Source organism: Actinacidiphila oryziradicis (assembly GCF_005047355.1).
Taxonomy (GTDB): domain Bacteria; phylum Actinomycetota; class Actinomycetes; order Streptomycetales; family Streptomycetaceae; genus Actinacidiphila; species Actinacidiphila oryziradicis.
Genome location: NZ_SUMC01000122.1, coordinates 1 through 21,638 on the forward strand (window position 1 = coordinate 1; position 21,638 = coordinate 21,638).

The 21,638-nt window shown below is 67.3% G+C and carries 22 protein-coding genes and 4 pseudogenes; 10 read left to right on the plus strand and 16 right to left on the minus strand.

Annotation, left to right across the window (positions count from 1 at the left end; translation table 11 throughout):
* Window positions 1-393, plus strand: a 393-nt coding sequence (locus FCI23_RS47590) for a transposase (protein WP_136730253.1), incomplete at its 5' end; no start/stop codon positions are given.
* A gap of 116 nt (window positions 394-509) precedes the next feature.
* Here the strand turns inward: FCI23_RS47590 and FCI23_RS58850 are convergent.
* The 3 genes from FCI23_RS58850 to FCI23_RS47605 all read right to left on the minus strand — a co-directional run bounded on the left by FCI23_RS58850 (window position 510) and on the right by FCI23_RS47605 (window position 3,928).
* Window positions 510-863, minus strand: coding sequence for a COG4315 family predicted lipoprotein (locus FCI23_RS58850; protein WP_211265793.1), 354 nt, complete (start codon window positions 861-863; stop codon window positions 510-512).
* A 749-nt stretch (window positions 864-1,612) separates the two neighbouring features.
* Window positions 1,613-3,259 (minus strand): molybdopterin-dependent oxidoreductase, encoded by a 1,647-nt coding sequence (locus FCI23_RS47600; RefSeq protein ID WP_136730254.1) that lies wholly within the window; start codon window positions 3,257-3,259, stop codon window positions 1,613-1,615.
* An 87-nt stretch (window positions 3,260-3,346) separates the two neighbouring features.
* Entirely contained in the window at window positions 3,347-3,928 is a 582-nt protein-coding gene (locus FCI23_RS47605) for a DUF308 domain-containing protein (RefSeq protein ID WP_246144743.1), read from the minus strand.
* 193 nt (window positions 3,929-4,121) lie between these two features.
* Here FCI23_RS47605 and FCI23_RS47610 point away from each other — a divergent pair.
* Window positions 4,122-4,364, plus strand: a pseudogene (locus FCI23_RS47610) (transposase); the annotation flags it as partial.
* A gap of 300 nt (window positions 4,365-4,664) precedes the next feature.
* Here FCI23_RS47610 and FCI23_RS47615 read toward each other — a convergent pair.
* The 4 genes from FCI23_RS47615 to FCI23_RS47630 form a co-directional block, all read right to left on the minus strand.
* Window positions 4,665-5,237 carry a hypothetical protein gene (locus FCI23_RS47615; protein WP_246144744.1) on the minus strand — a complete coding sequence of 191 codons (573 nt, stop codon included), beginning with the start codon at window positions 5,235-5,237 and terminating at the stop codon, window positions 4,665-4,667.
* Window positions 5,238-5,308: 71 nt separating this feature from the next.
* Window positions 5,309-6,319, minus strand: coding sequence for an LLM class flavin-dependent oxidoreductase (locus tag FCI23_RS47620; protein WP_136730256.1), 1,011 nt, complete (start codon window positions 6,317-6,319; stop codon window positions 5,309-5,311).
* A gap of 92 nt (window positions 6,320-6,411) precedes the next feature.
* Entirely contained in the window at window positions 6,412-7,881 is a 1,470-nt protein-coding gene (locus tag FCI23_RS47625; RefSeq protein WP_169317310.1) for an MFS transporter, read from the minus strand.
* A gap of 217 nt (window positions 7,882-8,098) precedes the next feature.
* Window positions 8,099-8,500 carry a MerR family transcriptional regulator gene (locus tag FCI23_RS47630; protein ID WP_136730258.1) on the minus strand — a complete coding sequence of 134 codons (402 nt, stop codon included), beginning with the start codon at window positions 8,498-8,500 and terminating at the stop codon, window positions 8,099-8,101.
* A gap of 119 nt (window positions 8,501-8,619) precedes the next feature.
* Between FCI23_RS47630 and FCI23_RS47635 the strand changes: the two are divergent.
* A pseudogene (locus tag FCI23_RS47635) lies at window positions 8,620-9,328 on the plus strand (SDR family oxidoreductase).
* Window positions 9,329-9,480: 152 nt separating this feature from the next.
* Here the strand turns inward: FCI23_RS47635 and FCI23_RS47640 are convergent.
* Both FCI23_RS47640 and FCI23_RS47645 read right to left on the minus strand, forming a co-directional pair.
* Window positions 9,481-9,924: pseudogene (locus FCI23_RS47640) on the minus strand (hydroxymethylbilane synthase); the annotation flags it as partial.
* Between the two features lie 2 nt (window positions 9,925-9,926).
* Complete coding sequence (locus FCI23_RS47645; protein WP_136730259.1) at window positions 9,927-10,616, minus strand: nitroreductase; 690 nt, start codon at window positions 10,614-10,616, stop codon at window positions 9,927-9,929.
* A gap of 97 nt (window positions 10,617-10,713) precedes the next feature.
* Here FCI23_RS47645 and FCI23_RS57520 point away from each other — a divergent pair, with 97 nt between their 5' ends.
* Window positions 10,714-10,869, plus strand: a complete 156-nt coding sequence (locus FCI23_RS57520; protein ID WP_169317311.1) for a hypothetical protein — start codon at window positions 10,714-10,716, stop codon at window positions 10,867-10,869.
* A gap of 214 nt (window positions 10,870-11,083) precedes the next feature.
* Here FCI23_RS57520 and FCI23_RS47650 read toward each other — a convergent pair whose 3' ends face one another.
* Window positions 11,084-11,530 (minus strand): acyl-CoA thioesterase, encoded by a 447-nt coding sequence (locus FCI23_RS47650; protein ID WP_136730260.1) that lies wholly within the window; start codon window positions 11,528-11,530, stop codon window positions 11,084-11,086.
* 119 nt (window positions 11,531-11,649) lie between these two features.
* A complete protein-coding gene (locus tag FCI23_RS47655; RefSeq protein WP_211265794.1) occupies window positions 11,650-12,576 on the minus strand; it encodes an LLM class flavin-dependent oxidoreductase in 927 nt (308 codons plus the stop codon).
* A gap of 96 nt (window positions 12,577-12,672) precedes the next feature.
* Between FCI23_RS47655 and FCI23_RS47660 the strand changes: the two genes are divergently transcribed.
* On the plus strand, window positions 12,673-13,278 hold the full coding sequence (locus FCI23_RS47660) for a TetR/AcrR family transcriptional regulator (RefSeq protein ID WP_136730261.1): 606 nt from the start codon (window positions 12,673-12,675) through the stop codon (window positions 13,276-13,278).
* Window positions 13,279-13,281: 3 nt separating this feature from the next.
* Window positions 13,282-13,704, plus strand: a complete 423-nt coding sequence (locus tag FCI23_RS47665) for a hypothetical protein (RefSeq protein ID WP_136730262.1) — start codon at window positions 13,282-13,284, stop codon at window positions 13,702-13,704.
* 80 nt (window positions 13,705-13,784) lie between these two features.
* Here the strand turns inward: FCI23_RS47665 and FCI23_RS47670 are convergent, their stop codons facing one another.
* From FCI23_RS47670 to FCI23_RS47685, 4 genes are all read right to left on the minus strand, one after another.
* Complete coding sequence (locus FCI23_RS47670; protein ID WP_169317313.1) at window positions 13,785-14,690, minus strand: SDR family NAD(P)-dependent oxidoreductase; 906 nt, start codon at window positions 14,688-14,690, stop codon at window positions 13,785-13,787.
* Window positions 14,691-15,057: 367 nt separating this feature from the next.
* Window positions 15,058-15,855, minus strand: coding sequence for an SDR family NAD(P)-dependent oxidoreductase (locus FCI23_RS47675; protein ID WP_136730264.1), 798 nt, complete (start codon window positions 15,853-15,855; stop codon window positions 15,058-15,060).
* A 58-nt stretch (window positions 15,856-15,913) separates the two neighbouring features.
* Complete coding sequence (locus tag FCI23_RS47680) at window positions 15,914-16,258, minus strand: patatin-like phospholipase domain-containing protein (RefSeq protein WP_169317312.1); 345 nt, start codon at window positions 16,256-16,258, stop codon at window positions 15,914-15,916.
* Window positions 16,259-16,711: 453 nt separating this feature from the next.
* Entirely contained in the window at window positions 16,712-17,593 is an 882-nt protein-coding gene (locus FCI23_RS47685; RefSeq protein WP_246144745.1) for an SDR family NAD(P)-dependent oxidoreductase, read from the minus strand.
* Between the two features lie 73 nt (window positions 17,594-17,666).
* On the opposite strand from FCI23_RS47685, the gene FCI23_RS47690 reads away from it, so the two are divergent.
* A complete protein-coding gene (locus FCI23_RS47690; RefSeq protein ID WP_136730266.1) occupies window positions 17,667-18,242 on the plus strand; it encodes a TetR/AcrR family transcriptional regulator in 576 nt (191 codons plus the stop codon).
* Here FCI23_RS47690 and FCI23_RS47695 read toward each other — a convergent pair.
* Window positions 18,152-18,736: a transposase gene (locus FCI23_RS47695; protein WP_136730267.1), complete on the minus strand. Its 585-nt coding sequence runs from the start codon at window positions 18,734-18,736 to the stop codon at window positions 18,152-18,154. The genes FCI23_RS47690 and FCI23_RS47695 overlap by 91 nt on opposite strands.
* A gap of 709 nt (window positions 18,737-19,445) precedes the next feature.
* Here FCI23_RS47695 and FCI23_RS47700 point away from each other — a divergent pair.
* From FCI23_RS47700 to FCI23_RS47710, 3 genes and pseudogenes are all read left to right on the plus strand, one after another.
* Entirely contained in the window at window positions 19,446-20,687 is a 1,242-nt protein-coding gene (locus FCI23_RS47700) for an IS256 family transposase (RefSeq protein ID WP_136730268.1), read from the plus strand.
* A gap of 254 nt (window positions 20,688-20,941) precedes the next feature.
* Window positions 20,942-21,349, plus strand: coding sequence for a transposase (locus tag FCI23_RS58855; RefSeq protein ID WP_211265795.1), 408 nt, complete (start codon window positions 20,942-20,944; stop codon window positions 21,347-21,349).
* Window positions 21,346-21,638: pseudogene (locus FCI23_RS47710) on the plus strand (hypothetical protein); the annotation flags it as partial. The gene FCI23_RS58855 and the pseudogene FCI23_RS47710, both read left to right, overlap by 4 nt.

Here is a 21,638-nt window from a genome sequence, read left to right on the forward strand (position 1 = left end):
CATCGACGCTCGCACCGGGCCGCCGAGCTCGCCGTCGAACGCGCCCGGTACGAAGCCGACCGCGCCGAGCGCGCCTTCGGGCAGGTCGAACCGGAAAACCGGCTGGTGGCACGCTCCCTCTTCGCGAAGCTGCTGGCCCACCACGAACACTCCGCCGGAGAACACGCCGCCCTCCAGGAATGGATCGAGGCAGTGACCGCCGACGACCTCCCGGCGCTGCACGGCTTCGTCCACGACCTGGAGAAGGACCGCCAGGCCGTGCAGTGCGGCCTCGACCTGCCCTACAGCAACGGAGCCACCGAGGGCATCAACAACAAGACCAAGCTCCTCAAGCGGCAGACCTACGGCCGGGCCGGCTTCGCTCTCCTCCGTCAACGCATCCTGCTCAACTGACCCTCGCACCAGCCACTTCGCCCCGATCACCGGCTACGAAATTCTTGTCAGAGCCTAATTCATGACACTCCCCGGCTCATGCTCCAGGCGCCGTAGTAGCACTCGCCTGGCGGTTGTTACGGCTTGGTGCCGTTCATGATGTTGGCGATCGGTCCGATGAGGAACCATGCGCCGTCGACGCCTTGACCCTTGATCTGGTTAGGAGCGGTGTCGCCCTTGAAGTAGTACAGCGGGTGGCCTCCGTAGGTGACCTGCTTTTTGCCGTCAGTCCGGGTGATGGTGCCCAGATCCTTCGGCACGGTGTACTTGCCAGTCACGGTCACCGCTTTGGTCGTCGTGAGCGGGGGCCACTTCGTGGCGCACGTGTCGTAGCAGTTGGACGTCGTTTCCTTGTCCTTGGTGTACGAGTACAGCGTGCGTCCAGCCGAGTCGGTGAGCCAGATGCCTGCACTGCCTTTCGCGGTCTTCAAGACCAGCTTCGAACCCGAGTCGGCCGAGTTCGGCGCCGCTGAGGCCGTCGTCGAACCTGAGCCGGCCGAACTCGTCGCAGTCGTCGTGGAACCAGCGGCCGACGAGGCATCGGACGAGCTACTGCATGCTGCCGCGAGCGTCGCCAAGGCAGCGAGTGAGAGGCCGAAGCCAACCGTTCGCACTGAAGTCCTACGGAGCATGACCATCCTTACTTATTTGCGATACAGACTGATTCGCCGAACCGCATATGTAACGTTCGATACAACAGTGAATCTAGTGCGCCTCTACAGCGGGAGTCAAGACCGAACATTCTGTCTTGCGAATCGAGGGGCGCCTGCAGGGCTGAAGAACAGGGCCGTTTGATCCCGCCTGGTCAGCGCCCCCACACTGGCCGCAGTACCAATCCGGGCTCCAGTTCGAGCTCCCAGGCGTTCCGGGATAGAACGTTCGGCATCATCGACTGGGCCGGCGGTGCATGTTCCACGACTCGGGGAACGCTTGACCGCCGACCGCTACCGCGATGCAGCGCCCGTCGCCCACATCGGGCTCGCGATCCCGCTCCGGCAGACAACGCGATACCGAGCCGGTCGCCGAGTCCGGCCCTGCCTGCCATGGACGCTCTCGACCAACTTTCGGCTCTCAGAGCCCTGCGGAACGCTGAGACGCGGGGGCGAGAAACAACCGCGCGCAGCAGACGGGCCGCGTCGCGGCGGCCCCCGGTGGCGTCACACGCCGCCCGCGCGGCCGGTCAGGAAACCTGGACGGTGATGGTGTGGTAGCCGGTGGCGCCGTTCGGCACCATGTCCTGGACGGCCGAGGTCTGCACCGTGCCGGTGCCGTCGGTCGCGCGCACCTTGACTTTGTGGGAGCCCTTGGGAACGTTAGCCCACTGATACGACCATTGCCGCCAGGTGTCCGGGGTGTCCGCCGTCGCCAGCATCGCCTCCCGCCAGGCCCCGTTGTCGATCTGCACTTCTACCGCGGCGAGGCCGCGGTGGGTGGCCCAGGCCGTGCCGGCGAGCACCACGGTCCCGGCCGATACCGTCGCCCCATTAGCCGGCACGTCGATCCGGGACGCGGTCTTGACCGGGGCCTGCGGCGAATAGCCACGCGGCGTCCAGTATGCGTCGGAGGAGGCGAACGTGGTGACGTTCAGATCCGTCACCCACTTGGTGGCCGACACGAATCCGTATAGGCCGGGGATCAGCATCCGGCACGGGAAGCCATGCTTGGTCGGCAGCACCTCACCGTTCATCGCGATCGCCAGCATCGCCTGCCGGCCGTCGAGCACCGCTTCGACCGGCGAGCCGATCGTCATCCCGTCGGTCGAGGTGGACAAGAGCATGTCCGCCCCGCGGTGGACGCCGGCGCGGCGCAGCAGCGGCGCCAATGGCGTGCCGAGCCACCGCGCGTTGCCGACGTACGGTCCGCCCACCGGGTTCGACACGCAGGTCAACGTCATGTCGTGTTCCTCGAACCTGTAGGAGAGCAGCTCCTCGAAGGTGATCTCAAACGGGCGGTCCACCATGCCGTGGATCTTCAGCTTCCAGGACCCCGGGTCTACCCGAGGGACTGTAAGCGCCGTGTCCACCCGGTAGAACTGGGAGGTCGGAGTGAAGAACGGCCCGAGCCCCTCCACGTCCGGGTGCACAGAGGCGGGCGGTTCGGGCAGCACGGTCTCCGGGACCGGCAGCACCACCTTCGCGCGCGCGTCCGAAACGTTGTAGCGCTTTTTGATCCACGCGTTGCCGCCATATCCGGCCACTAGCGCGCCCGCAGCCGTACCCAGCGTGCCGAGCAGGAAGCGGCGCCTCCCACTCGACTCGGCGGAAGGCTCCGATTCCTTCAGTGACAAGATCGTCAGCCAGCGCAGCACCAACGCCGCGGCGAGTCCAGCGAGCAGCGAGGGAAGCAGCCAACTCGTATTCGCAGCCGGTCGCGTGACCGCGGCGATCGCGCCGACCACGCCGAACACCGCGGTCAGGAGGCTCGCAATGGTCAGCCGAGTGCGGGCAAGCACGCCGTCGGCGGCCGCCGCCAACGCCACCGTCACATAGACTCCGGCCTGCAGCACTGCCTTGTCGTTGCTGCCGAAGTTGCGAATCGCGAACTGCTCAAGCCACGTGGGCGTGATGCTGATCGCCCAGGTCCCGACTGCCACCACCGGCGAAGACGCTTCGCCGGTAGCCACCGCAACCAGTTCACCCACCGCTAGCCCAGCGCCGCCAGCCACTAGGCCGACCAGCGCCCCGCGCGCGATCCGCCCGCCGAGAGCGGCCAAGCGCATCTTGGCTGTGGTGGAACCGGACTCTTGCTGTGCGTCCTCTGCTTCCGGATCCGCCGCCGAACTGTCTGCGGCCCTGCCCTGCATGCCGCCGGGCTGCTGCTCGCTCATGCGTCCTCCGTCAAGGTTGTAACCCGGCCCGGCAGGACCGGGCTGGCGGATGCGGAGACGATGCCGTCGTACGACGTGGTGCCCATGTCAGTCCGCCTGGTTGGCGCGGCCGAGACGCAGCGCCGAGATGAGGAAAAAGATTCCGCCGAGAATGGCGTAGCCGCCCACATTGGTCAGCTTCGGATTCGAGGCGGAGGCCCCCACGATGAACTGCGCCCCGGCCAGCACGGAAATGCCACCGCTGAGCATCATCGGCCACTGGCCACCCATTTGGCGCTTGCGGCGGCTGAGACCCACGATCAGCTGGACAGCCCCGGAAACGATTGCCCAGGCACCCCACACACGCAGGACGGCCGGAACTCCCGAGGTGCCGGCGACGGCCAGGCCGACAGCGGCGACTGCACTGATCGCGATGTTCGTCTGCAGACCGCGGATCGGTCCGGCGGCGCCGGACGAGCGGGCGTCGATGATGGCCGCAGCGACGTCGAACAGGGGGTAAATGATGAGCAGGGTGACGCCGAAGGCCCCAAGGTGGGACTTGTTGGCGAACAGCAAGGCCGCCCAGACGATGGCGAACCCGAACCGCACGAAGTACAGCTGTCGCAGAGCCGGCGCGAATCTGCCGGCGGCCACAGGTGAGTCAGCGGCAGGCGAGTCAACGGTGGTCAAGATGATCCTTTCGGGCTGTAACGAAGAGCGAAAGTGCGACTCAGCAGGCGATGCCTCGGTCGGCCTCCTCCACATGGAGGCAAGTGCGGAGAGCCGCTAGACTTCGAGTTAAGACTGAACGTTCTATCTCGATGTAGCATCACGCCTCCACGTACGCCTGTCAAGAAAGAACGTTCTCCCTAATGCTGCCAGGCAGGTCGCGAACCGTCCGGTCTACGCCGTGAGGGCGGTAACCGTGGACGGCACCTGCGACATCCTTGACATCTGGGCCGGCGACGGCGGCGAGAGTGCCAAGTACTGGCTGCACGTGTTCACCGAGCTGAAGAACCGCGGCCTGGACAACGTGCTCACGCCCGTCTGCGACGGGCTCAAGGGCCTTCCCGAGGCCGTGGAGACCGTCTGGCCGCACACGATCGTTCAAACGTGTGTGGTTCACCGTGAAGCCGTAAGGAATCAAGGTGTCGGTGTGCTGCCATGATCCACCTCGCCATGAGCGACCTGACGGCCCGCCGCCTCATCGGCGAGGCCACCATCTCCTGACGCGACCCGACTCCCCGCTGTCAAACACCGAGGCCCCGGTCGGCAGGCCAACCGGGCACCACCGACGCCGACTTCACCTCCGCCGGCCTCACCCACACCGTCGCGGTCGGCGATCAGCACGCTCTTCGACGTCCTCGGCTACGTCGCGGCTCGCATCGGCATCGGCTTCGTCGAGGTCCTGCTGCAGACAGCCGACTCACCTTATGTGCTGCAGTACCTGCCGGTCGGCGGGGTCATGGGTCGGCTTTCTGAGCGCCAAGTGATCATCCGGGTCGGTGAGGTGCGTTCCCTCCGCGGTGAGTAGGCAGCGGACCACGGTCGCCGGCATCCGGATCACCGCCGGGCGCGGCAGCGTCAGCTCCCGTACCGCGGTGGCCTTACGGGAGGAGCGCATGCGGTTGGTCACCTCGGCCACCACGCGCATGTCCAGCGTGAACTGCACCAGGACCGACTCGGACTTGGGCTTGTGCAGCGGCATCGAGCCGGACGCGTTCACCGTCGCGTCGGCCGAGGCGCCCGCGTTGCCCATGAACTGGTTGAGCCGGAACTCGTCGGCGTTCAGCAGACCGGTACCGCCCAGACCACGCGCCGACCTGCCCTGCTCGGCGGAGCTCTGGTCGTCCGTCTGGGAGGGGCGGGGCGCGTCCAGATGGCTCTGGGCCACCGTCTCGAAGGTCATCTTGTCGCCCAGCCCGAGGACCCGTCCGGCGCGCAGCCGCGCGTACAGCGAGGCGCGCAGGTCCTGACCCTCGAAACCGCTCGCGTGCACCGGCGGCAGGTCCGCTCCCGCGGAGGTCAGCAGCGGCAGCGCCGAGATCAGCCACTCGGTGGAGACCGCCGTTACCGCAGGTGCGGGGCGACGTGATCGACGATCGTCTGGAGGAGGCGCGCGTTGTAGTCGACGCCGAGCTGGTTCGGGATGGTGAGGAGGAGGGTGTCCGCGGCGGCGACGGCCGCGTCGGCGGCGAGTTCCTTCGCGATGACGTCCGGTTCGCCGATGTAGCTGCGGCCGAACCGGGAGACCGCTCCGTTGAGGATCCCTACCTGGTCACGGTCGTTTGATCCGTTCCCGTCCCCGAAGTACAGGCGGTCCTCGTCACTGGTGATCGGCAGGACACTGCGGGCGACCGACACACGCGGGGTGCCTTGGTGGCCTGCCGAGCGCCACGTCTCGCGGTAGGTGTCGATCTGCTCGCGCTGCTGTTCGTCGAAGGGCGTTCCGGTGTCCTCCGACAGCAGTGTGCTGCTCATCAGGTTCATGCCCTGCTCGGCGGTCCACACGGCGCTTGCCCGTGTTGAGGAGCCCCACCAGATTCGTTCGGTGAGGCCCGGTGAGCGCGGCTCGACCGGAAGCCCGATGGAAGGGCCCGCAGCCGGATCGGTCGATGCGATGGGATCTCCGGCGATGGCACGCCGGAACTCTGCGGTGTGGAGGCGCGCCATGTCGGCGTCGGTCATCGCCTTGGCGGGCACGTGCCCAAATGCCTCGTATCCGCGGAGCGCCACCTCCTGTGAGCCGCGGCTGAGCCCCAGTTGCAGTCGTCCGCCGCTGATGAGGTCTGCCGCGGCGGCTTGCTCGGCCATGGCGTAGGGGTTCTCGTAGCGCATGTCGATCACGGCCGTGCCGATCTCGATCCGCTGTGTGCGTGCGGCGATGGCGGCGAGCAGGGGGATCGGTGTGGATGCCTGGCGAGCGAAATGGTGGACGCGCACGGCTGCCATGCCGATGCCGATCTCCTCTGCAACGACAGCGAGTTCGATGGTCTGGGTCAGCGCCTCGCGGGCGGTGCGGGTGTGTGAGCCCGGCACGGGCTGGTAGTGGCCGAAGGAGAGGAAGCCGAGAGTCTTCATCGTGGTGTCCCGTCGTGTGTCTTTGGTGGGTTGTCCGAGGGCCGGCGCCCTCGCCATGTGCCTGGCGGGCGGACGGTGAGGGCGCCGGACGCTCAAGCGACGGCCGTGCGGGTGTGCCGGCGTGCGTTGAGGCCGAGTGCGGCGATGCCGCTGGCGACGGCCAGCACGGTGGCGGTCCACCAGGAGATGGCGTAGCCGTGGTGCGGGTCGGAGCCGGGCAGGGCGAGGAAGATGACCAGCAGGCTCACGCCGAGGACGGAGCCGATCTGGCTGGCCATGTTGACCACGGCGCTGCCGGTGGCTGCTTGGTGCGGGGGGAGGTCACGGGTCGCGGAGGAGAACATGGTCGGCAGGGCCAGGCCCATGCCGAAGCCTCCGATGAGCCAGCCGGGGAGGATGCCGGAGGCGTAGTGGATGGCGTGCCCGCCGGTGGAGACGGTGATCAGGGCGATGCCGACACCGGAGAGGAGGGCGCCTACGGCGGCGATGAGGCCGATGGGCAGCCGGTGGGCGAGTCGCGCGGCCAGCAGGGAGGCGATGAAGACCATGCCAGGTCCGGGTGCCACAGCGAACCCTGTCCTGACCACCGACCAGTCGCCCTGCTGTTCCAGCCACTGGATGATGCCCAGCAGCTGGAGCGTGAACGAGGCGTAGAACAGGAGGACCGCCGCGTTCGCCGAGGAGAACACCACGTTCCGGAAGATGCCGAGTTCCACGATCGGCACATGCGCGCGGGATGAGCGGACGACGAACGCTATGAACGACACCGCGGCCAGGACCAGGCTGCCGAGCGTGGGCGCCGCGCCCCAGCCCCAGTCCGGAGCCTTCACCAGTCCGACGGCGAGTGCTCCGACGGCGAGGACGATCAGCAGCCCGCCCACCATGTCGGGGATGCGGGTGGCCAGGTCGTGGCGGACGTTGGGGATCAGGCGGAACGCCATTCCCATGGCGGCCAGGCAGAGCGGGATGTTGATGAGGAAGATCCACTGCCAGGCCGCGTTCGCCAGCAGACCCCCGGCCGCGGGGCCGGCCGCGGCGGCGAGCGATCCGCTGGCCGCCCAGATCTGAACGTACTTGTGCACCTTGGCGGGCGGGGCCGTGGCAAGGACCAGGCCAAGGCTGGCGGGGGTGAGCACCGCCGCACCGGCGGCCTGGATGACGCGGAATACGACGAGGAGCCACAGATTCCCGGACAGCGCTGCCCCCAGGCTGGCCGCCGCGAACAGGCCGAGGCCGACGATGAAGGCGCCCTTGCGTCCATAACGGTCGGCCAGCCGACCCGCGGGAACCAGCAGCGCGGCGAAGACGATGGCGTAGCCGTTCAGGATCCAGCTGAGGTCCGACAGGTCGCGCGTGCCGATCCCGCGCCCGATCGGGTCGAGGGCGACGTTGACGATCAGCAGATCCAGCGAGGCCAGGAAGGTCGCCATCGCCAGCAGCGCCAGGACGAGCCCGGGCCTGCGGACGCTCGACCCTGACGCGCCGGAGTCGGGAGCAGTGGCTGCGCCCTGTTCTGGAGGTGGTTTGACGAGGGTCTGGTCGGGCGGAAGGCCGTCAGGCATGACTTCTCCGTTCGTGCGGTCTGTGGTGAGTGTTCGACACCGTGACATCGTCGCGATCTCGACATAAGTACACGGTTGCGTTTACAAGAAGACCGTAGCATGCAGAGAGCCCCCAAGTAAACGTATCCGTGTACTTAGGGGCTCATCGCCGAACGTCCGTCGCCGAACGTCCGTCGTCCATCTCGGCCCGCACGCGCGCAGGCGGGCAATGCCGGCGTCAGGTTGAGGCTGATTCCCGGGCCGCCGCCTGGTCGAGCAACGCAGGGCACGACTCGGCCGCCGGACGCGTGGCGAGGTGCATCAGTACGTCGAGGCGGCGGCCCGCAGCCTGAAGGTTGGCGACCTTCGCTTTGATGCGGGCGCGCTCGTCAAGCAAGCGGTCCAGCAGTTCCGGGCCCACATGGCGGTCGTCGATGGCCGGCAGGAGAGTTGCCATCAGGCGGCTGCCAAGACCAGCGGTGTAGAGCTGCTGGATGAGCCGCACACGGTCCACTGCCGACTCGGGATAGACACGCTGGCCGCTGGCCGAGCGTTCGGGACGCAGCAGGCACTGCTCCTCGTAGTAGCGCAGGGCGCGCGTGCTGACCCCAGCCCTTTGGGCCAGTTCACCGATACGCATCGCGACTCCTCCTGCTCGGGCTGCCGCCCGGCACGACTTGCCCTTCACGTCGACGTCAAGTTTTAGCGTAGGCAACACGGCGAGACCGAGCCTCTCACCAGCAGAGAAATGGAATGATCATGGATATTGCAGGTTCCACCGCCCTCGTGACCGGAGCCAATCGAGGAATCGGTCGGCGAAGTCGACCAGCTCCTGGACCGGGGGGCTGAAAGGATCTACGCGGCGGCCCGCCGCCCGGAACTGATCGACTTCGCCGACGTCACGCCGCTGTACCTTGATCTGCTGGACGAGAGGTCGATAGCGGACGCCGCGGCAGCAGCGCAGGACGTCACCTTGCTGGTCAACAACGCCGGCATCGCGACCGGGGCCAACCTCCTGACCGACGACCTGGACATGCTCCGACAGGACTTGGAGACGCACCTCTTCGGCACCCTCCGAGTCATTCGCGCCTTCGCCCCGGCCCTGGCCTCCCATGGCGGAGGAGCGATCGTGAACCTCCTGTCCGTGCTGTCGTGGGTGGCTACCGCCGAAGGGTCGGGGTCCTACTCCGTAGCCAAGGCCGCAGAGTGGAACATGACCAACAGCGTGCGTCTTGAGCTGGCCGGCCAAGGAACCCTCGTGCAGGGCGTGCATCTGGGGGCCGCGGACACGGACATGATGGCTGGACGTGACGCACCCAAGATCGACCCGGCAGACGTCGCACGAGCCAGCCTCGACGGCGTGCAGGTGGGGGCCATCGAGGTGCTGGTCGACGCCCCGAGTCGCTTCGTCAAGGCCGCTCTCTCGGGCGACCCGGCACAGCTCTACAGCCCGCCGTCCGGGAACTGACCCCGTTCGACACAGCCATGGCGGTTCTCCCCAGTGCTGAACGGGACCCGGACCGGGCGCGGATCCTGCGCAGCCACTCCCGAACGACTCACGCGGCGGGCCGTGACAGGCGCAGCCGGCTGACCGGCCGCGCTCGCGGCATGCGCCCGCGGGATGCCGTCGACGATCTCGCGGGCGCCCTGACGTAGCAGGGCCGCCGCCACCGAGGTGCCGAGCATGGCCGGGGCGAGGGGGCCCGCCCACTCGTCGGCGTTCACCGCGTCTTGCCGTCCGGAGCGAAGACACAGGCGCGCACCGGCAGCTCGCGCCCACGGTCGACCTGGGTGTACCCGGCGATCGGGCTGTTGCAGTGTCCCTGCAGTAGGTGAAGAAGCATGCGCTCCGAAGCGGCCGCCCGGTAGGTGTCCCGGTCGCTCGGCGCACTGACCGCGTCGATCAGCTCGTCGTCGTCCTGCGTGCCCATGCAGGGCGAGGATCCCAGCGCCGATCGGCGACATCATCGTCTCGACCGACAGCGTCTCCGTGATCGCGTCGCTGCGACCGATACGTTCCGGACCGGCCGCGACGAGCAGCAGCGCGTCCGCCTCGCCGGCCGCAGTCATGCATGGAAGGTCGTGGTCGACTCAAGTGCGGCCCGCTTGGTTGTGACTCGGTTCACCGGCTCGGCCTCGTCGGCATAGCCGAAGGAGATGCCGACGAGCAGCCTTCCTTCAGCGAGGCCGAGTTCGGCACGGACGGTGTCAGCGTAGAAGCTCAGCACCCCCTGCGGGCAACTGTCCACGCCGTACGCCGCCATCGCCAGGAGCAGCGTCTGCATGTAAGCGCCGACATCCGCGGTCAGTCGCGCCCCGCCGTCGCCACTGACGAACAGGAACGCGGCATGTGGCGCACCGTAGAAACGCAGGCTCTCCGAGTTGTAGGCCCCGTGTGCCCGGTGATCGCCACGGTCGATGCCCAGCGCGCCGTACAGCTCGGCGCCAAACGCTGACCTGCGCTCCTGGTGGACCTGGGAGTACATCCCTTCGGAATGAGGGAAGTCCACCGAGATGCGCTCCTCGGCATGGGCCGTCTGCAAAGCATCCGCCAGACGCTCAAGCGCGGCGCCGCTCACCACCTCCACCTGCCACGGCTGCGCATTGGAATTGGACGGCGCAGCGCCGGCCAACGAGAAGATCGCACGCAGCGTCTCATCAGGCACGGCTTCGGGACGGAAGGCGCGGGTCGCGTGGCGGCTGCGTATCAGTTCCTCCGCGTAGCCGCTCAGCTCAGTCAGACCTGGCCTGCTCATGACCTCTCCCTAACATCTAGGTAAACGGAAGCGTTTAGTTACGGGCTACCGTAACGGAGTCCGCTAGTCAAAGTAAACGGATTCGTATACTTGATCTGTGAGTGCAGCGCATACGGCGCGAACACTGACGCCGAGCGACGTCCACCACGTCTGCACCGACCGGGCCGGATGCGACAAGGACCTGTCCGCCCTGCGGCCGGCCGAGCTCAGCAGCTGGATAGACCTCACCCGGCAATGGACCGAGCCCACCTAGCCTCGCCGTTCGCTGCCTTTTCTGCGGCGAAGCCGTTGCTGTGGCAACCCCCGGGACGGGTATCGAACTGTTGAGTGACCCGGTCCGCACGGTCGGCGATCTCGTCCTCGATCGTGGGCACGAGGATTTGCTGCGCGACCTCGGCAGCAGTCCGTCCTCGCCGCCGACTTGATCGCCTCGTGCGCCTGCCCTCGCAGCAGGCACAGCCAGGCCCTCAGGGCCGGGAGGCGATGACCTCGCAGACATCCGATCGAGCCGCCTCAAGAGCGGCTCGGAGTCCAGGCAGCGGTGCCGTGATCTTCCGGGCTTGAACGTCGATGCACGCGCCGAGCGAACGTATGACAGCGGCTTGGCCCCCGTCTTCCCGGGATACGGCGTGCCGGATCCGCCAACGCGAACCATCCGTACTCAGCCCCACGACTTCACATGACACGCTGAGCTGCTCGGCGAAGAAGAGCTCGCGCAGATACCTGACTTCCTCGCTGAGCAGAACCACGGCGAAGCCCCCCTTGTGCAACGCGCGAATGTCCCAGCCCGCTTCCGTCAGGAAGCTCAGGCGGGCAGTGCTCGCATACTCCAAGTACCTCGTACTGCGCAGATGGCCGTTGAGGTCGACATCGTCCCAGCGAACCTCGAATGACTTCCTGAAGATTTTTGACATGCGGTACTCCACCCGTGCCGTCCTGCTCGCGTCCTGTTGCCGCCGAATTCCGCACCTTCAAACGGCGGGGCGCGAAGGTCCCGATCGGAAGGTTCAGTCACTTCGCGGTCACCCCGTGCTCAAGGCTGCGCGTACGGCGGGCACGACTTCGTGGGCCCACCGAGCCAGGGCGGCCTGCCGTCCATCGGTGGTTTCGGCGATCGGGAAGTACACGAAGCCACCTGCTCGGTGGTCGTTGACGGCGGTCGCCAACTCCTCGGTCCACTGCTCGACCGTCCCGCTCGACGAACCGATGCCGTTGTCGGCGACACCGCGAGAGCCATTACCGGCTTGTCAGCGATTACGCCGAAGACGTTGTAGACAGTGGCGATGTCCGAGGGGTCCCTTCCCGCCTCGACCGCTGCCTTGTCGATCACAGGTCGGGCGCTCGTGACGAAGTCGCTACGCCACCCCTGGGCCCCCGCCGGCATCCAAGCGTCGGCAAGCCTGCCGGTGACGACCGCCAGCGATGAGGGCCCCATGGACCCCGTCCAGATCGGCGGCGTCGGCGCTTGGGCCGGGGTCAGCGCGTCGACTTGGTAGAACTCGCCGTCGAACGTCACCGGGTCCCCGCCTCCAGTGAGTGCCTTGACCAGCGTGATGCCCTCGGCGAGCATGCGCACCGCGGCGGCAGGCGTGCGCGGTTCGACCCCGAGCCTGACGATCTCGTCCCAAAGGGCTCCCGGGCCAAGCCCGAGCGCGACTCGGCCGCCGGAAAGCGTGGACAGCGCGCTGACGGTCCTGGCCAGCATCAGGGCTGGGCGGCACGGCAGGTTGGTCACAGTGACCACTCCGGTCACGTGCTCCGTCGCACCGAGCGCGAATCCGAGCGTGGCGTAGGCGTCCAACTGCCCACCGTGGTACGGGTGGTCGGTCACCGTGACCACGTCCAGCCTCGCGCGATCCGCCTCCTGCGCGTCGGAGATCAACCGGCCAGGGTCACCGGCGCTGACGTCCATCCCGTTGAAACCAGTATCAAGCCCTATGCCGAAAACTGGCCCGTTCATGAGACTCCTCAACTCTATGTAAACGGACGCGTTTACTAGTGGGCGCGACCCTAGTACAGCGCTTGACCGTAGTAAACGCGACCGTATACTTACTGTATGAGTACAACCACTACGGCGCCTCAGCGGCGCGGGCGTGGAGGTCGGGAGCGGATTCTGGCTGCCGCCGCCCAGCTGTTCGCGACCCAGGGGATCAACGCGACCGGCATGGAACAGGTCGCGGAAGAAGCACCGGTGTCGAAGCGGACGCTCTATGCGCACTTCAGGACCAAGAACGACCTGGTCATCGCCCACCTGCAGGGCCTCGTGCTGTCGGGTGCCACCCTGGAGAGCGGGCTGACCCGCGAGGACGTCTCCCCCCGGGAACGGATCCTCATGCTGTTCGACCAGCTCACGGCGGACGCAGGTCCGGTGCGCGGATGTCCGTTCATCGACGCCGCCGCGGAATTCCCCGACCCGCACAGCGCGGTCCATTCCTACGCCCGCGAGCAGAAACTGCGGATGGTGCAGCTGATTGCCGCCTTGGTGACGGAGCTGAGCTGTCGAGAGCCCCTCGCACTCGCCGAGCAGCTGGCCACCCTGGCGGACGGTGCGGCCAGTCGCGCCATGGTGCTCGACGAAGCGGACTATGGCCGGCACGCACGCGCAGCCGCAGAGGTTCTCCTCGAACAGGCTCTACCGGACCCGAACCGACCAGGAGAATAGGGCGTGAGCGGCAGCGAGCTGACCTTGGGAGCGGTGCTGGCGCGCTTGGAGGAGCAAGAGCGCGAGATCGCCGCGCAGGCCGAGGCCACGCGGGGACGCATCGCGGAACTCGCCGCGCAGCTGGAGGAGTTCGACCGGGTCGCCGAGGAGGTCCGCATCACCCGCAAGACCCTGCTGGCGCTGCCTGACCCGTCCCCGCCGACGCCGCCGGCCGCGAAGCTGCCGGACCATCCGGCCTACCGGCAGATCATGGCGGTGTTCGCCGCGGCCGACGCCCCGCTGCGGGCGCGGGCGGTCTGCGAGGCGATGGATCTGGAGATCACGCCCAGCAACGTCAACAACGTCCGGCTGAAGCTGAAGCGGCTGGTCGAACGCGGCATCCTGATCGAGCCCGAGCAGGGGTTGTTCACCCAGCCACGGCCATAGCCACCCGGAGAGGCCACCGCCAGCCCGACAGCCCCAGCTGCAAGCACGAAAAGGAAGCACGTCACTTACCGCCCTCTAAGCTAAGACGTGAAGGGGCGGGTCAGGTCCTCGACTGCCGTCCAGAGTCGTTGTTCACGATCGAGGTCGTAGGACTCCGCAGAGGAGCGGATTTCGCGGGTGCGATCCACATACGAACCAGAGGATGCTGGGGTGAGGCCGAGAACGACGTCGGCGAAGTGCCGACCGGCTTCCTGTTGGGTCGATGCCAGTGGGGTCAGGGCCATCAATGGCATGATCGTTCGCATCACGAATTGCACAGCCGCCCCGGCGTCGCGGTTCAGTCCAGTGCCGGGCACGAAGCCGGGGTTGTAGCCGAGGATGTCGACTCCGCGCGGCAGACGTCGTGCGTATTCGTGGATGAGGTAGATCGCAGCCAGTTTGCTGGTGGAATAAGCGATTCCTCCTGCTGTAACTGTCTCCGCTTTCGGGAATGCTGAGATCCGGGCCAGTAGGGCCGGGTCCTTCCATGACGGGCCGGGCATCATGCCCTTGTTGTGCCGGAAGTCGCCGAAGTGGGCATCGCTGACGGTGATCACGATCCGTGACGGTGACTCGAACCGGTCCTGAAGGCGGCGTATGAGCACGTGGTTGGCCAGCACGTTGACGGCGAACGTTGCCTCGAACCCGTCAGGGTTCTCCGTAACGTCATTGGTGAACAGGAGGCCAGCGTTGCTGACCAGTCCACGCAATGGCGGCAATTCGCCCTCATCGATCCTCCGGCCCACCTCATCAGCGGCTGCGCGGACACTGTCCAGCGATAGCAAATCCGCCGGGATCGATGTCACGGAGCGTCCTCTCCGGCTGAGGTCGCTGGCGAGTTCGTCTCCCGCGGAGCCACGGGCCAGAAGCACGAGGCGTGCCTGAGGGCTACCAGCGAGGATATGCTCGACCGCGACACGGCCGAACCCTCGTGTTGCGCCGGTCATAATGATGGTGTGTGACACGTTTTCCGCCTATGAGCAAGTGCGTTGACGCAGGCCGAGTGTCGGTCGGCGCCGAGCACAGTGTCGAAGATAATCGTTGTAGTACCGAAGCAGGGGCGGGCTGGCTGGCTGCCGAAGCGCGTGGTGTCGGCGGGATCGGCCCGGCGCGCAGCGGGGCTTCACTGCTGCCTATAACGCATGGATGCGAATCCGTTGCGCAATCCCACCGAGGTGAATCACGTCGCCAGCGAGGACAGCGCGGCCTGGCTACTGCCGGGGACGCTGATGCGGCGGCCAGCAGCACCAGCGTCCCACCCAGGTGACGGCTACGATCGGGCCCGAGCTGCTCCCGCCAACGTCGTGGCGGGCCTTACGCGACCTTGACGGAGCCGGCGTCGACCGCCCAGTTCTCGCCGATTACGCTTGGCATGGTCGGAGATGCCAACAGCAGTACCGCGCGGGCGATTTCGTCCGGCTCGATCAGGCTGCTGGTGAGCATTCCGAGGTCCGTCGGCAGGTTCTGCATCAGGTCGGCGTGCTCGGCGCCGATCGCCTTCGCCACCTGGGCCATGTAGCCGTCCCTGCCCGCGATCGCGTTGGTCCTTGTCAGGCCCGGAGAGACGGCATTGACCCGTATTCCCTGCGGGGCCACCCGCTCGGCCAACTCGCGGGAGAACCTGGTCAGCGCAGCCTTGGCCGCCGCATACGGCATCGGGGTGCTGCCGGGAGCGCCGACGCGCCGGGCGCTGTCGGAACTGATGTTGACGATCGCGCCCTGGGCTTCAGCCAGCGCCGGCAGCGCGGCCCGGGTGACTCTCACGGGGGCGCTGAAATTCAGGTTGAGGACGTACTGCCAGATCTCGTCCCCGCCGTCGAGGGTGTCGCCGAGCGATCCCTCGGGCAGGTCACCGCCTCCGACGTTGTTGACCAGGACGTCCAGACGCGGGTCAGCCGCGAGGACCGTCTCGACCATGCGGCGGGGCCCGTCGACCTCGGACAGGTCGGCCGCGACGAAGGTTGCTCCGGTCTCTTTGAGCTCGGGCGTGCTGTGCCGGGACACGGCGGTGACCGATGCCCCTTCGGCAAGGAAAGCTCGTACGATCGCGAGGCCGATGCCTTTGCTTGCGCCGGTCACAAGCACGCGCTTGTCGACGAGTTGCAGATCCATAGTGCCTTACTCCGTGTAGTGCGAAGGAATATTCAGTGGCCCGGTTGGAAGCCAGATGTCAGAAGGTGCCATGCAGCTCTGCGCCGAGCCGGGCGCCGGCCGCGTAGGCGTCACCGATCCGGGAGGCATCCAGGAGCCGCCGGCCATCGGCGCTGAGAACGCGGAATTCCTCATTCGGTTCGATGGTCTCGACGCGGGTTCCCGCAGCCCGGAGCTCGGCAAGGGCAGGTGTGACGTTGGACTGTTGAGCGCGCGTGGTCGGGTGGACCCGTTTTGGGTCGAGGTTGAGGTACGGCAGGCAGGAGACCGCGACCACCAGATCGTGCCCTCGGGCGAGCGGGTCGTACAGGCCGCCGTCCATGTAGCGCCGGTCGCCAATCCCGATTACCGGCAGTACGAGCACGGGCCAGTGGCACTCCCGAACCGCTGTCGAAGGTTCTGAGGTCACCCGAGTCGGCATCCGTGGCCGTACACGTGAAGGTGGCTGGCCAGTCAGTGCCGACCAAGCCGTTAAAGAGCGTAACCACCTCGTCAGCCGGCGGGGTGTCAGCCTCGGCCGCGAGGGTGCCCAGGGCCCGGCTGGGCTCGCGTGGGTTTGTGGCGCCGGCCGTCGGGGCCAGCGCATCGAGGACCTCCAGCCCTGTTTCGGAACCGGGCGGCGGCATGAGTATCCGGGCAAGCCCGCTCAGCGTCCCGACGATGTCGTCGACACGACCGGCGGCGTACCATGCGCCGGCAATCGCGCCTGAGGCGGTGCCGACAACCAGGTCGGAATGCGGAAGATCCAAACCAGAGAGGATGCCGAGTTCCCACGCCACACCGACGGGCCCACCGCCCCCGAGGACCAGAGCCGTGCTCATCCGTGCACCTGCGCCTTGCGGCCGGTTGCATAGTGAGGGCGTAGAAGAAATGCGAGGAAGCGGTCGAGGAGCCGGTCCGGCAGCGCACGCGACAGGCGGGTGAGCATGGCGGCGTCGCGGCCGATGGTGTAGCGGGTTCGCGGGTTCCGTGTGGTCGCGGCTTTCGCGATGACTTTGGCGGCCTCCCCAGCGGGCGTACCGTTCGTGGTGAACGAGGCCGAGTGGGCGATGATCGCCTGCATGAGGGGGCCGTAGCGCCGGTTCTGGTCGGCGGTCATGGCGGCGACGATTCGGTCCGCGGTGACGGCGCCGTCCATCGCGATGTTGGTCTTGACGGCGCCTGGCGCGACCACGATCGCCTCGACGCCCTGCGATGCCAGCTCACGACGTAACGAGTCGCTGACCGCTTCGAGAGCAAACTTGCTGCCGGCGTAGGCGCCATACGCGTGCATCGCCACCCGGCCCCCGTCGAGGTGAAGTTGACTACGCGCTTCTTGCTGCGTAGCAGCGCGGGCAGCAGCCTGGGTGACCGCGATGTGGCCGAACAGATTGACGTCGAACTGCCGCCGCCACTCACTCATCGGCAGCGCCTCGACCGGAGCGTTGATGGCGATCCCGGCATTGTTCACCAGCGCCCGCAGGCTCCCGCCCACGCGCTCTTCCAAGGCGGTGATGTGGTCGCGGTCGGTAATGTCCGGGATGACGGGCTCAATATTGGGTGCGCGGAGGGCCTCAGCCTCACTCTCACGCCGCACCCCGGCAAGAACATGGAAGCCACGATGGGCCAGTTCGCGTGCGGTGGCCAAGCCAATCCCCGTGGAGGCCCCGGTCACCACGATCCCTCCGCTCGCTTCACCGCATTCACGTGACGTTGTCATATGAATGAGATTAGGGGTTTCATGTGACAACGTCAACCCAGTGACGTGACGCTGTCATCTGTAATATGTGGGCATGGTCAGTCGCGCAGAGTCCGCCGCCTCCACCCGCCGCGCCCTCCTCGACTCGGCCGCCGAACTGCTCGACGAGGGCGGCCCTGACGCGGTGACCCTGCGGGACGTGGCCGCACGGGCAGGTGTGAGCCGCGGCGCCCCCTACGGGCACTTCGCCGACAAAGAGAGCTTGCTCGCTGCCGTCGCCGCAGAAGGCTGGGAGCGTCTCAGCGACGAGATCGCAGCTCAGCATGGCACCCCGTCCGACAGGCTCCGAGGTGCCCTCGCCGCGCTTGTCACGATCGGCCGCCGCCACCCTCACCGCTACCGGCAGATGTTCGGCCCCCCGGCCGGCGAAGAGCCCGGGAGGATAATCCGCGCCTCCTGCCGTACTCAGGAAGAATTTCTGGCAATCGTTTCCGAACTCGTCGACGAACGCGATCTCCACCGATACGGGGGCCTACTCTTCACCGGTGTCAGCGGTATCGTCGCCGCGGAACTGAGCGGCTACTTCGCCACCGGGATTTGGCACACCTCCGCCGACGAGCTTGTCGACACCCTCGTCACGATCATCGCCGACGGACGACTCCACACATGAGCAACGATGCAGTAGGTCTGCACCAGCACCTGCCGCAACAGCTGCACGGCCTCGATCTCGCGGATCCACGGCGGGGCGGCATCGGCCCAGGCCGCCCGGCACAGCGCCAGCGCGTCCTGCCCGAACACCTGGGCGAGCCGTTCGCGCTTGGTCTTGGACGTGGGCATCGCCCAGCCGTTGATCCGCTCCCCGTAGCGGTGCGCGAACTCGGCGACGTCGACTACCTCGGCGAGCCAGCCGGGGGCGGCCACCGCCAGCGCCTCCAGGGCCGCCCGCACGCTCTCCCCGGCCAGTTCGGTGCGGTTCAGGTCCCGCACCGCGCTGATGACGTGGGTGGCGTCGGTGCGCTGCCTGCCGCCGGCGGCCACCAGCCCGGCCTCCTTGCAGTGCTCCAGCAGCCGGTCGAAGACCGTGCGCTCCAGGCCGTGCTCGGCCGGCCTCGCCCGGAACCGGAGCAGCACGCTGTGGTCGAAGCCGGTGGCCGCCAGCTCCATCCCGTGAAGTCGGCCCGGAGCGCGGTTCCGGCCTTTCGACCGGCCCGTGCTGGACGGCGGTACCACTCAAGACATGGGCGCCATGGTTGATGACCTCGAACGCGTTCTGCGCCGAGCGGCGCTGTTGCAGCTGCGCGACGTCGCTCCTGCGCTTGACCCGCCGCGTGATCCGCCCACCCGTGCAGCTGAGACCACCGCAGTCTCGTCCTGCTAGGTCACCGCGTTACACCTTCTGCGCATTCTCGGCCTCCTGGCCATCCACGCGACGGTGTCTTGCCCGTGGTAAAGCCGAGCATCTTGAGCAGGCCGCCGACGGTTCCGGCGTAGCCGTCCAGCTGCAGCTGGCGGGCCCAGCGCGCCGTCTGAACAGCGAAAGCGAATAGCCCCGGCCTGTCACGGCACTGGGGCTATTCGTTTACGTCTTGGTGGGGAGATCACTCGACTCTCTTGATCACGAAGCGCCGCCGACGAAGCCCCGTATGAGCTCGGGTCGTGCCCGATGACGTGCCGCGGAATGGACCGGTGCGCGAGACGAACGGCTGAGCGTCAGGGTCGTGTCCCACCATGTGGTGTAGCCGATCAAGGTTGAGGTGTGCGCGGGCTCGCTCCCGGGGCGTACACCCGCCAGGGGCTTCCGCTCCCTGCGCATGAGGCAGGCCACCGTGCAACTCTCCGAGGTAAATGGGCAGTTCAACCAGGGAGGTGCGCGGTGGCCTTGTCCCAGTCTGACCTATTACGCCTGCTGGAGTCACTACGTTCGGCGGACGGGCTCGAACTCGTGCGGAGCGTGGCCGAGCGGATGCTGCAGGAACTGATCGAGGCCGAGGCCGCTGCCCGGATCGGGGCCGGCTGGAACGAGCACACCGACACACGCACCGCCCTCCGCAACGGGCACCGCGACAAGACGCTCAGCACCCAGGCGGGCGACCTGGAGCTGGCCATCCCCAAACTGCGCACCGGCAGCTTCTTCCCCAACCTGCTGGAACGTCGGCGCCGCATCGACCAGGCCCTGTACGCCGTCGTCATGGAGGCCTACGTGCTGGGCGTGTCCACCCGCTCGGTCGACGACCTGGTCAAGGCCCTCGGCGCGGACACCGGCATCTCCAAGAGCGAGGTCTCCCGGATCTGCGGGGAACTCGACGAGACACTGTCCGCCTTCCGCACCCGCCCCCTGGACCACACCCGCTTCCCGTACTTGTACCTGGACGCGACGTACTGCAAGGCGCGGGTGAACCACCAGATCGTCTCCCAGGCCGTGGTCGTAGCCACCGGCATCACCCAGGACGGGGGCCGGGAGGTGCTGGGGGTGATGGTGGGCGACAGCGAGACGGAGGTGTTCTGGTCGGAGTTCCTGCGCTCCTTGCGCGAGCGCGGCCTGTCCGGGGTCCGCCTGGTCATCGGCGACCACCACAGCGGCCTGGTCAAGGCGATCCGCAAGGTCATGATCGGCGCTGCCTACCAGCGCTGCCGCGTCCACTTCCTGCGCAACGTCTTCGGGGTGATCCCGAAAGACGCCGCCGAGATGGTCGCCGCGACCATCCGCACGATCTTCGCCCAGACCGGACAGGACGCCGTCCGCGCCCAGCTTGAGACCGTCGCGGACATGCTCGGCAAGCAGTTCCCCAAGGTCAAACGGATGCTAATCGAAGCGAAGGACGACCTGACCGCCTTCGCGGCCTTCCCGGAACGGCACTGGAAGAAGATCCAGTCGACGAACCCGCTGGAACGGATCAACCGCGAGATCAAGCGCCGCACCGACGTCGTCCAGGTCTTCCCCAACCCCCAGGCCCTGGAACGCCTGGTCAGCGCAGTGCTCAACGAGATGCACGACGAGTGGATCGCCTTCCCCCGCCGCTACCTCCCCGAAGGCAGCATGGAGCAGATCTACCCCGCCGAGCGCCCCGAACACACCCCCGCGCTACCCAACACCACCAACACGACCACCGACTGATCGGCTACACCACATGGTGGGACACCATCAGCGTCAGTCCGGCGATGGTTGGGTCACCGGGCGCGGCCGCGCGAAGAACAACTGCTTCAAGCGGTCGGCATTGCGTCCGCCGTCGACCACTAACGACAACCAAAACAGCGTCAGTTCGGCCCATCGCTGCGACGCCAGGGCGTTCCCCTCTCTGTCAAAGTGTGATGAGTCGGGTAAAGTGACCGATTCATTCAGTCGAGGGCGGAGAAGGAGGAGTGCCCGAAGTGGCCAGCACCAACGACCACCAGGCCCCGGATCCGCAGGTAGAACCCCGTTCCACCGCGCCCCGCCGGTACTCGGCGGCATACAAGGCGAAGATCCTTGCCGAGTACGAGACCTTGGACAAGCAGGACAAGGGCGCCCTGCTGCGCCGCGAGGGCCTGTACTCGTCGCTGATCACGAACTGGCGTCAGCAGCGGGACAAGGGCGCCGAGGCCGCACTCGCCGCACCCTCGGGGCGGCCGAAGGCCGATCCGAGGGAGAAGGAGAGCGCCCGACTGAAAAGCCAAGTGGCCCGGCTGGAGAACGAGTTGGGCAAGGCCCGCACCGTGATCGAGGTGCAGGGAAAACTCTCCGCGCTGCTCGACCAACTCGCCACGGACAGCGCCACGAGGAACGGCGAGACCACGTGACCATCCCCGCGGACGCGGACGCGGACACGGGACTGGATCCGGTGGCCGGCTCGGTCTTCGAGGATGCTCGCTTCCAGGCGCTGGAGGACCTCACGGCAGTGGTCGGCCGGGTCCAGGCGTGCAACGCGCTCGGCGTGAGCCGGGCCACCTACTACCGCCACCACCGTCAGAGCCCCGCCCCGGTGCGACCGCCTCGGCGGGAGCGCCGTCGTCATCCGCGCGCGCTCGAAGCAGCCGAGGAAGAGCGCGTCCTTGAGGTGCTGCGGTCGGCCGAGTTCGTCGACATGGC